The 13,712-nt window shown below is 57.7% G+C and carries 12 protein-coding genes, 1 tRNA gene and 2 pseudogenes; 5 read left to right on the forward strand and 10 right to left on the reverse strand.

Annotated elements, in window-relative coordinates; genetic code table 11:
• Positions 1–112 precede the first annotated feature (112 nt).
• From AC2FNN_RS13260 to rpmH, 6 genes and pseudogenes are all read right to left on the reverse strand, one after another.
• Entirely contained in the window at positions 113–1,645 is a 1,533-nt protein-coding gene (locus AC2FNN_RS13260) for a putative bifunctional diguanylate cyclase/phosphodiesterase (RefSeq protein WP_496759026.1), read from the reverse strand.
• Positions 1,646–1,706: 61 nt separating this feature from the next.
• Positions 1,707–2,600: a tRNA 2-thiocytidine(32) synthetase TtcA gene (ttcA, locus tag AC2FNN_RS13265; RefSeq protein WP_496759027.1), complete on the reverse strand. Its 894-nt coding sequence runs from the start codon at positions 2,598–2,600 to the stop codon at positions 1,707–1,709.
• Positions 2,601–2,643: 43 nt separating this feature from the next.
• On the reverse strand, positions 2,644–4,260 hold the full coding sequence (locus tag AC2FNN_RS13270) for an acyl-CoA dehydrogenase family protein (RefSeq protein ID WP_496759028.1): 1,617 nt from the start codon (positions 4,258–4,260) through the stop codon (positions 2,644–2,646).
• 67 nt (positions 4,261–4,327) lie between these two features.
• A complete protein-coding gene (gene yidD / locus AC2FNN_RS13275) occupies positions 4,328–4,570 on the reverse strand; it encodes a membrane protein insertion efficiency factor YidD (protein WP_496759029.1) in 243 nt (80 codons plus the stop codon).
• Positions 4,567–4,993: pseudogene (gene rnpA, locus AC2FNN_RS13280) on the reverse strand (ribonuclease P protein component). Before rnpA ends, yidD begins: the two are co-directional and overlap by 4 nt.
• A gap of 26 nt (positions 4,994–5,019) precedes the next feature.
• Positions 5,020–5,154, reverse strand: a complete 135-nt coding sequence (gene rpmH / locus AC2FNN_RS13285; RefSeq protein ID WP_005980833.1) for a 50S ribosomal protein L34 — start codon at positions 5,152–5,154, stop codon at positions 5,020–5,022.
• Between the two features lie 295 nt (positions 5,155–5,449).
• On the opposite strand from rpmH, the gene AC2FNN_RS13290 reads away from it, so the two are divergent.
• The 4 genes from AC2FNN_RS13290 (at position 5,450) to AC2FNN_RS13305 (ending at position 9,146) form a co-directional block, all read left to right on the forward strand.
• A complete protein-coding gene (locus AC2FNN_RS13290) occupies positions 5,450–6,181 on the forward strand; it encodes a TVP38/TMEM64 family protein (RefSeq protein ID WP_496759037.1) in 732 nt (243 codons plus the stop codon).
• 3 nt (positions 6,182–6,184) lie between these two features.
• Positions 6,185–7,603 (forward strand): dihydrolipoyl dehydrogenase family protein, encoded by a 1,419-nt coding sequence (locus tag AC2FNN_RS13295; protein WP_496759030.1) that lies wholly within the window; start codon positions 6,185–6,187, stop codon positions 7,601–7,603.
• 18 nt (positions 7,604–7,621) lie between these two features.
• Positions 7,622–9,004: a sensor histidine kinase gene (locus tag AC2FNN_RS13300; protein WP_496759031.1), complete on the forward strand. Its 1,383-nt coding sequence runs from the start codon at positions 7,622–7,624 to the stop codon at positions 9,002–9,004.
• 65 nt (positions 9,005–9,069) lie between these two features.
• A tRNA-Arg gene (locus AC2FNN_RS13305) sits at positions 9,070–9,146 on the forward strand.
• A 248-nt stretch (positions 9,147–9,394) separates the two neighbouring features.
• Here AC2FNN_RS13305 and AC2FNN_RS13310 read toward each other — a convergent pair.
• The 4 genes and pseudogenes from AC2FNN_RS13310 to AC2FNN_RS13325 form a co-directional block, all read right to left on the reverse strand.
• Positions 9,395–9,827: pseudogene (locus tag AC2FNN_RS13310) on the reverse strand (transposase).
• Between the two features lie 63 nt (positions 9,828–9,890).
• The gene (locus AC2FNN_RS13315; protein ID WP_496759032.1) at positions 9,891–11,219 is read right to left on the reverse strand and encodes a sensor histidine kinase; all 1,329 of its coding nucleotides are present in this window, start codon (positions 11,217–11,219) and stop codon (positions 9,891–9,893) included.
• Positions 11,219–11,878 (reverse strand): response regulator transcription factor, encoded by a 660-nt coding sequence (locus tag AC2FNN_RS13320; protein WP_496759033.1) that lies wholly within the window; start codon positions 11,876–11,878, stop codon positions 11,219–11,221. The genes AC2FNN_RS13315 and AC2FNN_RS13320 overlap by 1 nt, the downstream gene beginning before the upstream one ends.
• Before the next feature lie 38 nt (positions 11,879–11,916).
• The gene (locus AC2FNN_RS13325; protein ID WP_496759034.1) at positions 11,917–12,588 is read right to left on the reverse strand and encodes a hypothetical protein; all 672 of its coding nucleotides are present in this window, start codon (positions 12,586–12,588) and stop codon (positions 11,917–11,919) included.
• Positions 12,589–12,798: 210 nt separating this feature from the next.
• On the opposite strand from AC2FNN_RS13325, the gene AC2FNN_RS13330 reads away from it, so the two are divergent.
• Positions 12,799–13,712, forward strand: a 914-nt coding sequence (locus AC2FNN_RS13330) for a hypothetical protein (protein ID WP_496759035.1), incomplete at its 3' end; no start/stop codon positions are given.

Here is a 13,712-nt window from a genome sequence, read left to right on the forward strand (position 1 = left end):
TTGAGCAGTGAAAGACACCCGCAGGGTTCAACAGAGTGCAGGCCCAAAGGTCAAGCGGAATCGCTCGTTATTTCGTCACGGATTGGTCTTCTGTGGCGCAGTTTCCGGTTCTTCAGCCCGTTTGCCGCCCGATTTTGGGCATTCCGTCGATCTTGTTGCGATGGGACGTGATCCAGCCTTCGGTTTTTTCGAAAGGCATGGGCTTGCCGATGCCAAATCCCTGAACATGGTCACATCCCAATTGCGCCATCAAGGCATGTTCCCCGGGCGTCTCGACACCTTCAGCAAGGGTTTCCAGATTCAGCCGTTCGGCCATGGTCAGAATTGCGCTGGCCAACTGCTGTTGGCTTGGGTCCTGGTCCGCCTTTGTCACGAAAGAACGGTCGATTTTGATCCGGGACACGTTGAACCGCTTGATTGAAGCGATCGAGGCATGCCCTGTGCCGAAATCGTCCAGATCGATACAGCACCCCATCGCGGCCAAGCCCGTGACATTGCGGGTGATTACGTCATCCGGCCTTCTGGAAAACACGGTCTCCAATACTTCGACCGCCAATCTGTCCGGGGTCAGATCGCATTGATCCAATTCCCATTTCAGGCGGTCGATCAGCCCCGGGTCGCGCAATTCGTCTGACGAGAAGTTGATGCCGATGCGTGGTACGGTCAGACCGGCGCGATCCCATTCGCGCATTGCGCAAAAGGCGTGATGCCGCATCGCCTGTCCCAGTTTGCCCATCAACTCTGCCTGTTCGGCAAAGGGCAGAAAGACATTGGGGCCCAGCACTCCTTTTTTTGGGTGTTCCCAGCGGGCCAGAGCCTCGAACCCGGACACACGCCCGGTATCCGTCGAGATCTGCGGTTGAAACCATGGTCTAATTTCACCGCTGTCCAGCGCTGCATCAAATTCTTTGCGCAGATTGGTTCTGACCTGAGCCCGGCGACGGGTTTCGGACGAAAAGGCACGAATCGTCGACGGCCCGTTTTGCTGTGCTTCTTGCAGCGCGTTGTTTGCGGCATTGCACCAGTCCGTCGCGGTGCCGTCGGGGACATTGCTGCTGAGGCAGAAACCGATGGAGCAGGACATGTAAACTCCGGTTCCGTTCAGCATTATGGGGTCTTCGACAGCAGATTGCATTCGCCCCGACATCTGTATGCAGGTTTCCAGATCAAGCTGTTGCGCCGGATGCAGAACAACCATCATCTTGTTTCCATCGATCCGGGTTGCGGAGTCACTGGCGCGGATCATGGACACGACACGAGAGCAGAATTGCTGAGCCACATGGTTCGCTGCTGCTTGGCCATGCAGATCGAGCATTTGCATATAGTCGTCCAGGATCACAGCGAAACAGGCCGACGTTTCACCTTTGCGGCGACTATCCGAGAGCACCTCTGCCAGAACGGTTTCGAACCGGTCATTCGGCAGCAGGCCACCCTGTTGCCGTTTCCTGTTTGCCGGGTTGGGGGCCATTGCCCCTATGCCGGCAATCATCAGGGGCAAGCCCAGCGCCACCGCGATCAAAGCGCGTTCACCGCCAAGCCAGAACGCCCCCAGGCTTGTTGCCGGAACAAAGGCAAGAACGGCTGGGCCGTATGCCACGTTTCCAAAAGCTTCAATAATACGGTCGACGAAAGGATGATTCCGCATCGGGTCCTGACCTTGGGCATGAATTGTATGCCGAGCCTAGGAAACCAGTCTGAGTCAGTCGTTAACGCAGCAGCGGTATTTCTTCCAAATTTTCTGATCTTTCGCTAGAGTTTACGGAAAGATTAACAAAATCAAAGAGTTTCGCGTCCAAAAGATGCGACGGGCGCGCATTTGTTAACGCGCGGAACATAACCTGACGCCGACCCGGGCTGTTCTTTTCCCATTGATCGAGAATCTGTTTGACCTGCTGCCGTTGCAGCCCGTCCTGACTGCCGCACAAATCGCAGGGGATGATCGGATACTGCATGGCCTTGGCGAATTTCTCGCAATCGGCTTCGGCGACGTGGGCAAGCGGGCGGAAGACAAAAAGATCACCCTCTTCATTCACCAGTTTCGGTGGCATGGTGGCCATACGGCCTCCGTGGAAGAGGTTCATGAAAAACGTCTCGAGAATATCGTCGCGGTGGTGACCCAGCACGACGGCGGAACAGCCTTCTTCCCGGGCGATGCGATACAGGTTGCCGCGGCGCAGCCGCGAACACAGGGCGCAATAGGTTCGGCCCTGCGGAACCTTGTCCATCACAACAGAGTATGTGTCCTGATACTCGATCCTGTGTGGCACACCCATGCGGTCCAGAAACTCTGGCAGGACCGTGGCCGGAAATCCGGGTTGCCCCTGATCCAGATTGCAAGCCAGAAGATCGACAGGCAGCAATCCGCGCCATTTGAGTTCGTAGAGGACGGCCAGCAGCGTATAACTGTCCTTGCCGCCTGACAGGCAAACAAGCCAACGCGGCGGTTTGCCGGTCTTGTCATGGGCGGACGGGTCCACCATCCCGTATTGCTCGATCGCTTCGCGGGTCTGTCGCACGATGCGTTTACGCAGTTTCTTGAACTCGGTGGTCGAGGGCGCGCCGGCAAAGAGCGGGTGGATATCGTCTGCATCATCAAACATGCGCTGCCCCTACAGCAGATGGCGCAACCGGGCAAGTGGCGGGTCAGCCGATCCGCGCCAGCAGGGCGTCGGTATCCAACCCGGCCACCGCACCGGGAATGCGGCCGCCATCGCCCGAAAGGCGCGTGGCAACAAAGCCGTCAGCCACCGCCCCCGGCGCGTGGCGCAGCAATTGCGCTGCTGTCAGCAGCAGTGCCGTACGTTCAGCGTACCAGCGCGCTTCGGCCTCGGGCGGCAGGTCGGGCCAGCGGTTGCGATGCGCGGACAGAGCTGCGTCATACCTTCTGTCCGTGCCTCTCACCGCATCCAACTCGGCCCCCAGAACCTCGGCGGCCAGCGGCTCACGCGTCAGGGTGCGCAGGATATCGAGGCAGATCACATTGCCTGACCCCTCCCAGATGCTGTTCAGGGGCGCTTCACGATAGATCAGGGGCAAGGGCGTGTCTTCGACGTACCCCATGCCGCCCAGTATCTCCATCGCCTCGACGACGACGACCGGGCAGCGCTTGTTGTTCAGGAACTTGGCCAATGCGACGCTGATCCGGGCAAAGGCCTTGTCTTCGGGTGTCTGACCGTCAAATGCCTGCGCGACACGCATTCCCAAGGTCACTGCGCCTTCCCAGTCCAGAACAAGGTCGGACAGGACCGCTCGCATCAGCGGTTGATCAATCAATCGGCACTGAAATGCGCTGCGATGTACCACCCAATGATGCGCTTCGCTGAGCGCGGCACGCATCAGCCCGGCCGGTGCCATGGCTGTATCGAGCCGCGTGTGGTGCACCATTTCCAGTATGGTACGCACGCCCGCGCCTTCTTCGCCCAACTGATAGGCCAGCGCGTCATGATACTCGATTTCCGAGGATGCGTTGGATTTGTTGCCCAGCTTGTCTTTCAGACGCATCAGGTGGATCGCATTGCGCTCGCCCTCAAGCCAGCGGGGCACCAGGAAACAGGTCAACCCACCGGGCGCCTGCGCCAGTGTCAGGAATCCATCCGACATTGGCGCAGAACAGAACCACTTGTGCCCGCGCAAGCGCCAGTGATCCCCTTCGTGGGTCGCAATGGTCGTATTGGCGCGTATGTCCGAACCGCCCTGCTTTTCGGTCATGGCCATCCCCAGCGTCGCGCTGGTCTTTTGACCGATCGGTTCCTTCGAGGGATCATAGTGCCGGGCCATGAGTTTTCGCTGCCAGAGTGAGGCAATATGTTGATTGGCGGCGAGTGCAGGAATTGCTGCATAGGTCATGGTCATCGGGCAGCAATGCCCGGGTTCGGCCTGTCCGGCCAAATAGACCATCGCCGCATGGGTCGCATGCCCGCCGGGCTGTCCATCCCAGGCCAGTGCGGCATAGCCCGCGGATTGGCTGATCTGCATCATCTGATGATAGGCCGGGTGAAACCGCACCTCGTCCAGACGCCTGCCGCCCTGATCGAACAGTCGAAGCTCGGGCGGGTGCCGGTTGGCTTCGCGTCCCAACTCTCGCACTTCTTCGGTTCCAAGCGTTTTACCATAGGCTGCAAGTTCCGCAGTACGCCCGCTCGCCATGCCCACCACGTTTTGCAGAACCGGGTCGGACGACCAGAGGTCGATGTCACCGCGCACGGGCGGTTGGTTCAGAACATCGTGGGTCGGCAGGGTGTCGCGCGCTGGGGATGTCATCGGGACCTCGGGTTGAACCGGTTCAACTGTTCAGGCGCGCCGCGTGCCGGTCAAGTCTGACGAGGGGTCAGGAGGGGTCGTTACGCTTGCAGTCGGGCACCGGATCATAGCCATCGCCACCCCAGGGGTGGCACCGACAAATTCGGTGCGCGGCCAGATAGGATCCCTTGATCGCGCCGTGTTTCTCCAACGCCTCAAGTGCGTAGGCTGAACATGTAGGCTGATAGCGGCAGTTAAAGCCCACCCATGGGCTGAAGATCAGCCGATACGCCCGAACTGGCAGGGCGACGATATGGGACAGGAAGGTCATTTTTCGGCCGCATGCACCTTGCGGAGCGCATAGCGCAAGTCGTCCAGCAATGCGTCATAGGGGCGGTTGGCGGTAACTTCGGCACGGCCGATCAGGACGTAATCCCACCCGTCGCGGCCGGCTTGGGGCAACACGGCCCGTGCGGCTTCGCGCAGACGGCGCTTGGCGCGGTTGCGGGCCACGGCATTGCCGACTTTCTTGGAGCAGGTAAAGCCCACGCGAATCCCGCAGGCTTCGTCTGCGGTACGTTTGCGGGCCTGCACCATCATCGAAGACGTGCCTTGTCGGCGGGCACGCGCCGCTTTCAGAAAGTCGGACCGTTTCTTGAGCACGGTCAAGGTTTCAGGCGCGCAAACGGACGCCGCCGGGGGCGTTTCCCCGGGCTGGTTCTTACCATCCACGAGGGGCCTCCGGCGGCGTCATGTTCATAACCTGACAGGTCGAGCGGTTTACGCGCTCAGCGACTTGCGGCCACGTGCGCGGCGCGCGTTCAGGATTTTGCGGCCGGCCTTTGTGGCCATGCGCGCGCGGAAACCGTGGCGGCGTTTGCGAACCAGGTTCGAAGGCTGATAGGTGCGTTTCATCGCTCCGTCTCCAATCTATGCGGTCGGGTGCGGCGCGGATTCGCCTGCCCGTGGTGTTCGAAGCCCGTCCTCTACTGCCAAGCGGGGGGTAAGTCAAACCCCAACGGCCAGGTTTTCGCAGCTTTTGCAACAATTCTGTAACCGGCAACGGCAAAAGGTTTCAAAATACCCGTTTATCGCCGAAATCCCTCACATTCGGTGCCACAAAGATCAAGGCCCCGTGATCCCCCTGTTGCTGGCCCGTCAGTCAGCGCATCTTGGGCACAAGATGAAGCACAAAGAACCGGAAAACCTGATGTCCGACACAAGCCAGGCGCCGCGCAACGGTTTCGCCCGCCACATTCCGTTGCTTGTAATCCTGAGCGTTGCCGTTGTCGGCTTTTTCACACTTGGGGATTACCTGACTTTCGAGACCTTGCGGGACAATCGCGAGGCGCTTCTGGCGTGGCGGGACGGTCACTATTGGATCATGGCTGCCGCTTTTGTCGCCATTTATATCGTCATAGTGGCCTTTTCACTGCCCGGTGCCGCGGTGGCCTCGATGACGGGCGGTTTTCTTTTCGGTCTTTTTGCGGGAACCGTTTTCAATGTCGTGTCCGCCACCATCGGTGCGTCGGCGATCTTTCTGGCGGCACGCTGGGGCTTGGGCGAAGCCCTGACGTCGCGTCTGGAATCATCGGAGGGCACGGTCAGGAAACTGAAGGACGGTCTGCGGGAAAACGAAATCTCGGTGTTGTTCCTGTTGCGTCTGGTGCCGGTGGTGCCGTTCTTTGTTGCCAATCTCGTGCCGGCTTTGGTCGGTGTGAAATTCCGCAATTTCCTTTTGACGACCGCGCTGGGCATCATCCCCGGAGGTATCGTGTACACGTGGATCGGGGTCGGTTTGGGTGGTGTATTCGACCGCGGGGAAACGCCTGATGTTTCGTTGCTGTGGGAACCGTTCGTGATCGGGCCGATTATCGGGTTGTGTGCATTGGCCGCCTTGCCCATCGTTTTCAAAGCACTGCGCGCGAAAAGGGGCACCTGAGCCATGAAAGAGTTGAAAACCGATCTCCTGGTCATTGGCGCCGGGTCCGGAGGATTGTCCGTCGCCGCTGGTGCGAGCCAGATGGGCGCGGATGTTGTCCTGCTGGAAGGGCACAAGATGGGTGGGGATTGCCTGAATTTCGGCTGTGTCCCGTCGAAGGCGCTGATCGCAAGCGGCAAAGCGGCCCATGGTCAGGCACATTCCGTTCGTTTTGGCGTCGCTGATACAGTCCCTCAGGTCAATTACGCCGCAGTAAAGGATCATGTTCATGATGTGATCGCGCAGATCGAACCGATGGACAGCCAGCAGCGGTTCGAAGGCTTTGGCGTGAAGGTTATTCGCGAATACGGCACGTTCATATCTCCTGAAAAGGTGCAGGCCGGGGATCATGTCATCTGTGCACGTCGCATCGTTATTGCGACCGGTTCATCACCGCTGGTGCCGCCGCTTCCGGGGTTGGACACGGTGCCCTATTATACAAACGAAACCATCTTTGACTTGAGAGAGCGGCCAGATCACCTGCTGATCATCGGGGGCGGCCCGATCGGGATGGAGATGGCACAGGCCCATATACGCCTCGGCAGCAAGGTGACGGTTGTCGAAGGGTTCAAAGCCCTGGGCAAAGATGATCCCGAGGCTGCGTCCTTGGTGCTGGATACCCTGCGCAATGAAGGCGTGGACATCCGGGAAAACGCCATGATCGCGCAGGTTCGTGGAACAGAAGGCGCTGTGGAAGTCGTTGCCGAAAACGGTGAAATTCACCGGGGCTCTCACCTTTTGATCGCTGCCGGACGCAAAGCCAATATCGAGCGTCTGAATCTGGAAGCAGCCGGAATTGAACGCACGAGAACCGGCCTCAGGACGGATGACGCGCTGCGCACGACCAATCGCCGCGTCTATGCGATTGGAGATGTGGCCGGTGGCCTGCAATTCACCCATGTTGCAGGCTATCATGCAGGTGTCATCATTCGTTCGGCCCTATTCGGTCTGCCGTCCAGGGCAAAAACGGCACATATCCCCTGGGCCACCTATACAGACCCGGAGCTGGCCCAGGTCGGACTGACCGAAGCTCAGGCCCGCGAGGCGCATGGAGACAAGCTCGAAATCGCCCGCTTTGATTATCACGACAATGACCGGGCGATTGCCGAGCGCAAAACCAAAGGTTTCGTCAAGGTCATGGTCGTGAAAGGCCGACCCGTCGGCGCCACAATCGTTGGGCATCAGGCGGGTGAGTTGATCAACTTGTGGTCGTTGGCTTTGGCCAATAACCTGAAGATGGGCCAGATCGCCGCCATGGTTTCACCCTATCCGACGATCGGAGAGCTTAACAAACGGGTGGCGGGTGCTTATTTCTCGCCAAGGCTGTTTGAGAATCAGACAGTTAAACGAGTGGTCAGGTTCGTCCAGCGCTGGATTCCCTGACCTGAGGAGGGGCACAAATTGAACTCGCTGTCGGGCCGATTTCTGATCCTGACGACGGTCTTCGTCATGTTGGCCGAGGTTCTGATCTTTGTCCCGTCGATCGCCCGGTTCCGCGAGGATTTTCTGCTGAACAGGCTCGAACGCGCGCAGATCGCCTCGCTGGCTTTGCTGGCGGACGATATGCTGGCCGAAGATCTTGAGGCGGAACTGCTGGCAAACGCAGGCGTCTACAATGTCGTATTGCGACGGGATGAGGTTCGGCAACTGATGTTGTCGTCGCCGATTCCCGATCCAATCGCCGACACGTTCGATTTGCGGGATGCAAGCCCCTGGGTTCTGATCCGGGATGCGATTAGCCGCTTCCTCAAACCCGAAAACGAAGTCATCCGGGTCATCGGAGAACCGGTCAAGGGGGCGGGCCTTTTGATCGAAGTCACCATGGACAGCATGCCCTTGCGAACAGCGATGATTGACTACGGGTTGCGTATTCTCGGTCTGTCCTTTGTGATCTCCATCATCACGGCGTTTTTTCTGTTTCTCGCCGTGCGCGTCGTACTTGTGCGGCCCATCAAAAGCGTCGTCGGCTACATGCAGCGCTATGCCAGTGCGCCAGAAGACGCGCGTGGCATAATCTCGCCGAATTCGAAGGTAACGGAACTGCGCGAGGCCGAGGAGGCACTGAAGATGCTGCAAACGGACCTGACCCAGGCGCTCAAACAGCGCGAAAGGCTGGCGCAGCTTGGGGGGGCCGTCGCCAAAGTCAGCCATGACTTGCGCAATATCCTGACGTCGGCGCAGCTGTTTACCGACCGGATCGAGGCCAGCGATGATCCGCTGGTGCGGCGGATGGCGCCGAAACTGGTGAATTCCATCACCCGGGCTGTGTCCCTTTGTGAAAGCACATTGGCGTTTGGCCGCGCGGAAGAGCCCGCGCCTACTCTGACAATGGTTCCGATCCGCGCAATCGCGGCAGATGTTGCGGCCAGCGAACAACTCGCCGTTGCCGATGCCTGCGTCGAAATCGTGAACGAAGTGCCGGACGCGCTTGTGGCCCGCGCGGACCCCGAACAATTGTACCGCGTCATCATGAACCTTGTGCGCAACGCAAGACAGGCTCTGGTTGCATCCGGAAAACCTGGCCGGGTTACCATTGCGGGGTGTGAATACGACGACGCTTGGTGCATCGAAATCCGCGACACGGGGCCGGGTCTTCCCCCCAAGGCACGCGAAAACCTGTTTACACCTTTTCAGGGTGGGGTCCGAAAGGGTGGCTCGGGTCTGGGGCTGGCAATCTCGCAGGAGCTGGTGCGCGGCCATGGCGGGGACCTGGTTTTGAAAGAGACCGGACCCGAGGGAACAGTCTTTGAAATCAGCCTTCCGCGCGGGGACATGACTTTTTGATTTTTTTTTTGAAGAATCGGCTTGCACGTCTCGGGCAGCAGGTCTAAACAGCGCCTCACCAACGCGGACCGATAGCTCAGCTGGATAGAGTACTTGACTACGAATCAAGGGGTCGGGGGTTCGAATCCTCCTCGGTCCGCCAGTTTCCTTTGAATTCATTGGAAAAATTGGCGGTTTTTACCAGCTACCCGCCAACATACCCGCCTCCCGATTTGAATGGCTGCACGTAGATTGTGTTTCCAACCATCGCGATTTCTCTCCGCAGCCTTCGATGATTCCGATCAAATTGCGCCCGTGATATGCCCTTGAGTTTCCACGCGATCTTTTGGACACAAATCAAGGTTTGGATAAGCGTTTGGGTTGGTCAAGACTGGCCACTAGGGTCAGGATTCATAGCCAAAAGATGACGGTAGCCGCACGGGCGATGGCTGAGAGGAAGACCTTCGGGCACCGGTCGTAGCGGGTTGCCACTCGTCGCCAATCCTTGAGCCTGCCAAACATGATCTCGTATCACTGCCCGGCAGTCGAAACGCAGTTTCGATGAGAGGGGATCATCACAGTTTTCTGTTCGCCGTGCTCAGCGGCCAATCCGGCCATCATCCGAGCAAAGATGCCCTTGTCGCTCCACCGTTTCCAACGGTTGCAGAGTGTCTTGTGCGGCCCATAGGCAGCAGCGGCATCGCGCCATCGCAAACCATTGCGATTGATGAAGATAATACCGCTCAGCACGCGCCTGTCACCGGCGCGGCTTGCCGTGGGACTTTGGCAAGAAGGGCCCAAGACGCGCCATCTGCGCATCCGTCAGCCAGAAGAGATCAGACATGTTCACCGTTCAGTTTTCGAACCGTGAAACACCCCGCAAAGCGGAAATCAATGGGTCCTGACCCTAGCTCGAGATCTCGACTCGACATTCGAGACCACCGAGGGTACTGGAAGCGCCCAAAATCAGATGGGTGTCATAAGCTTTCAGCAAATCGACCGCTATTGTCAGTCCTAACCCGCTGCCGGTGACCGATGTGTCCAAACGACCGCCGGACCGAAGTGCATCGCGGCGGGCGTCCTCGGGAATCCCGGGGCCGTCGTCTTCGATGGTGATTTCAATGCAACCAGGGTTGCGCTTGGCCGTCAAGCGTACACTTTTCCGGCACCACTTGACTGCGTTGTCCAGCAAGTTGCCCAGCACCTCTTCAATATCTTGTGCATCCATGCGTACCCAGAGACCGGGGTCACGCACGATCTGCAGAGATTTGCCTTCGCGATCCGCTATTGTTGCAAACAGCCGTTCCAGCCTGTCGATAGCGTTTGTCAAATCCGTTCTCGAATGGGTTAAGTCCGCGGTGTGCAATGCCCTCAATCTGGCGAGAGATCGGCTCAACTGAGCATCGATTCGGTCCAACGCCTCTCGCGCGGTGCCTGTTGCAACTCCTGCACCGGACAGCGTTTCCAGTTCGTTCCGCAAAATTGTGGCAGGAGTCTTTAAAGCGTGGGCCAGGTCGGCTGCCTGACGGCGAGATCCTGATACGATCTCACGATTCCGACGCAGAAGTTTGTTCAGGTCTTCAACCAGTGGCGCGACCTCTTCCGGATAATCAGCTGGTCTGAGATCTTCATCCTGATCCCAGCGATGCGCGACATCGGAACGCAATCTTCTTAAAGGTCTAAGTATGATTGTCATCAATAGAAGAGATCCGGCCACCCCTATCAGACCGACAAGGGCAAATACGGGCAATAGGCTTTGTTGTGCGGCACGGCGTTCGGCTGCAAGTTGAACCCGACTTTCGGCGACACTTACGCCCCAGACAGAGCCGTCTTCGTACGTGATTTTTTGAAAGGCACTGCGCAGGACCTCACCTTCGGGGCCATTCGTAGTCCACAGCGTTGGTGTATCTGGGTTGCCGGAAGGTTCGGCGATAACTTCGTCAAACAGTGACGCAGACGTAAAAATATCTCCTTCGTCGTTGCTAACTTGCCAGTATCTACCAGAGTATGGAGAACTGTAAGCCGGATCGAACATCAGATCCCGGAGTGAATCGGGGCTTTGGGTGGTGACGCTCAATCCCACTACAAGCTGTGTGTGGCGGTCCAACAAAGCAGTGTCGAAGCGATCTGATACGCGGTTGTTGATGTAAGAAAAGACGGCAAGTGTACCTAATCCAACAGACACGGCTCCGGAAGCAAAGCCACCTAACAATGCCCGTTGACGCAGTGACAACATCAGGCAGAGTCAATCATATATCCGCGGCCCCGTACCGTTGTAATCAAGTCGGAGCCAAGTTTTTTGCGCAGACGGGTTATGAAGACTGCAATGGTGTTGGAATCCCTGTCGCCGTCGTATTCATAGATATGTTCTGAAAGCTCGGTTCTTGAAATCATGCGCCCGGCATTGTGGGCCAGATAGGTAAACACAGCGATTTCCTGAGCCGTTAGATCGATCGGAACGCCATCAACCGTCACTCGCCCGTTGCGCGTGTCCAGAACGACGTTACCCATCTCGATCACCGGGTTCAACTGACCACTTTGCCGCCGCAAAATGGCGCGGACCCGGGCCGCCAGCTCTGGCATGTGGAACGGTTTGGTCATGTAGTCGTCCGCACCGGCATCAAGCCCATCGACACGCTCACTCCAGCCATCGCGGGCGGTCAGGATCAGAACCGGGGTTTTCACGCCCGAACCACGCCACTCGCGCAGCACCGAGATACCGTCCCGTTCCGGAAGGCCGATATCCAGAATGATCACGTCGTACGGTTCGGTCGCGCCCAGATGTAACGCGTCGAGACCGTTGTTTACCACATCCACCACGCGACCTTCGGCATTCAACAGCTTTTTGATCTGATCGCAGAGGTGCGGTTCATCTTCTGCAAGCAAAACTCTCATACACCAGCACTATATGCGCGTGTCTCGAAGTTTAAACATCATCTTTTTCCGCCGCTGTTTCCCCCGCCATTACCGCCGGAGTTTCCGCCACCGTTGCCGCCGCTGTTTCCCCCGCCATTGCCGCCGGAATTTCCGCCACCGTTGCCGCCGCTGTTTCCCCCGCCATTGCCGCCGGAATTTCCACCACCGTTGCCGCCGCTGTTTCCCCCGCCATTGCCGCCGGAATTTCCACCACCGTTGCCGCCACTGTTTCCCCCGCCGTTACCGCCGGAGTTTCCTCCACCGTTACCACCGCTATTACCGTTGCCGCCACGGTTTCCATTGATGCCATTGTTCGCCGACTTCCCTTGCGATGCAGCAGCAGAATTGCCTGGCGTTGTCTTAGCAGCTTCAGTTACCTGCCGCCCAACACTTGACCGATTGGGTACAACAACACCTGTTTTTGCATTGACGATAACGCTGATTATCTTTCCATTCGGCTTTTTGACCAGAATTCGATAATAGACTTCATCTGTCTGAAAGGCACGCGCATTAACTGGGGTGCCGCCAAAAACCCGCTCTACACCCTTGATAACTTTCTTAAGCCGAATGGCTTGTCCCGAACTTGTCGCCTTGCGTAACTCCGCCTGCTTCAGTTCGCGGGCAGCCGCATCGCTTTCCCCGGGCTGGAGAACCGCGAAAAGGCAGGCAAGGATCAAAAGCTTTTTCATCTTCGGTACTTTTTACGGCGCTGACGCCCGACCAGCCTAACGAAGGTTACATGAACCGTTGATGAACGACCAGTTTCCCGTGGGTTCAACATCGATGGGGTTAGATGACAAAAACTAGGACAAGAACCCGGCAAGGGCATACTGCCTGTCGGAGTCAAATTTATAATAGCGCTGACGACAGAAACTCAAAATTGAACAACGAGAAACGCCATGAAAAACACAGTGACCGGATTGTTGAAAACCTCAGCGGTTGCCATCGCCCTGATGAGTTCCGCCGCGCTCGTTGGGGCGGTCGCCTTTCCTGATTCTGCCTACGCAAAAGGCGGCAACGGAAAAGGCGGCGGCAATGGTGGAGGAAACGGTGGCGGCAACGGTGGCGGTAACGGTGGAGGAAACTCGGGTGGCAACGGTGGCGGTCATGGCGGAGGAAACTCCGGCGGTAATGGCGGTGGAAACGGAAATGGCCATGGTAGCGGAAATGACGGAGCCGGAAACAGTAAAGACAAAGGTTTAGGAAAGGGCGCATCCAAAAATGCAGGAAAGTCTGCAACTGGCAAGACAGGTAACAAAGCAACTGGTATCTCAGGATCGCGATCCCAATCTTCAAAAGGGAAAAAATTATCTTTGAAAGAGATATTTGGTGGCAGGAAGTCCAAGGCCAACAAACCGAAATCCAAAGCAACGATAACCGCGCGAACAATCAAGTCATCGCCTAGGGTCACCAGTTCAGTGCGCCCGGAAAAGCGTCCGACAGGACACAAAATGGCTTCGTTACTTGGGGCTCATCCGTCTGAGTTGGGCGCGTTGAACGCAGCAAATGCGAGTGAGACAGCCCTACTGAACGCCGCACCCAACTCACGAGTCGGCCGAATTGCTACTTATCGTGAAACGGTATTGGCTGGCGATGATCTGCGGGCGGCGCTGGAGGAGCAGCAGGATCTTCTGGACGGGATGACGCCGCCAGATCGTTCTGTTTCTGAAATCGAACAGGATCTTGAAGCGGCACAAACTGATGTTCAGGAAAAGCAGGATCGTGTGACCGAACTTGAAGAGGCGCTGGAAGACGCTGGTGGCACCGACCCAGACATCGAGGCAGCGCTTGAGGAAGCAAACAACGATCTGCA

The organism is Ruegeria sp. BHSA118 (assembly GCF_059613405.1).

What these genes read in the sequence shown, in the direction of transcription:
- AC2FNN_RS13315 (WP_496759032.1), bottom strand. Translation starts at nt 11,219, where the DNA reads ATGTTGTCACTGCGTCAACGGGCATTGTTAGGTGGCTTTGCTTCCGGA.
- ttcA (WP_496759027.1), bottom strand. Translation starts at nt 2,600, where the DNA reads ATGTTTGATGATGCAGACGATATCCACCCGCTCTTTGCCGGCGCGCCC.
- rpmH (WP_005980833.1), bottom strand. Translation starts at nt 5,154, where the DNA reads ATGAAACGCACCTATCAGCCTTCGAACCTGGTTCGCAAACGCCGCCAC.
- AC2FNN_RS13260 (WP_496759026.1), bottom strand. Translation starts at nt 1,645, where the DNA reads ATGCGGAATCATCCTTTCGTCGACCGTATTATTGAAGCTTTTGGAAAC.
- yidD (WP_496759029.1), bottom strand. Translation starts at nt 4,570, where the DNA reads ATGACCTTCCTGTCCCATATCGTCGCCCTGCCAGTTCGGGCGTATCGG.
- AC2FNN_RS13270 (WP_496759028.1), bottom strand. Translation starts at nt 4,260, where the DNA reads ATGACATCCCCAGCGCGCGACACCCTGCCGACCCACGATGTTCTGAAC.
- AC2FNN_RS13325 (WP_496759034.1), bottom strand. Translation starts at nt 12,588, where the DNA reads ATGAAAAAGCTTTTGATCCTTGCCTGCCTTTTCGCGGTTCTCCAGCCC.
- AC2FNN_RS13320 (WP_496759033.1), bottom strand. Translation starts at nt 11,878, where the DNA reads ATGAGAGTTTTGCTTGCAGAAGATGAACCGCACCTCTGCGATCAGATC.
- AC2FNN_RS13295 (WP_496759030.1), top strand. Translation starts at nt 6,185, where the DNA reads ATGAAAGAGTTGAAAACCGATCTCCTGGTCATTGGCGCCGGGTCCGGA.
- AC2FNN_RS13290 (WP_496759037.1), top strand. Translation starts at nt 5,450, where the DNA reads ATGTCCGACACAAGCCAGGCGCCGCGCAACGGTTTCGCCCGCCACATT.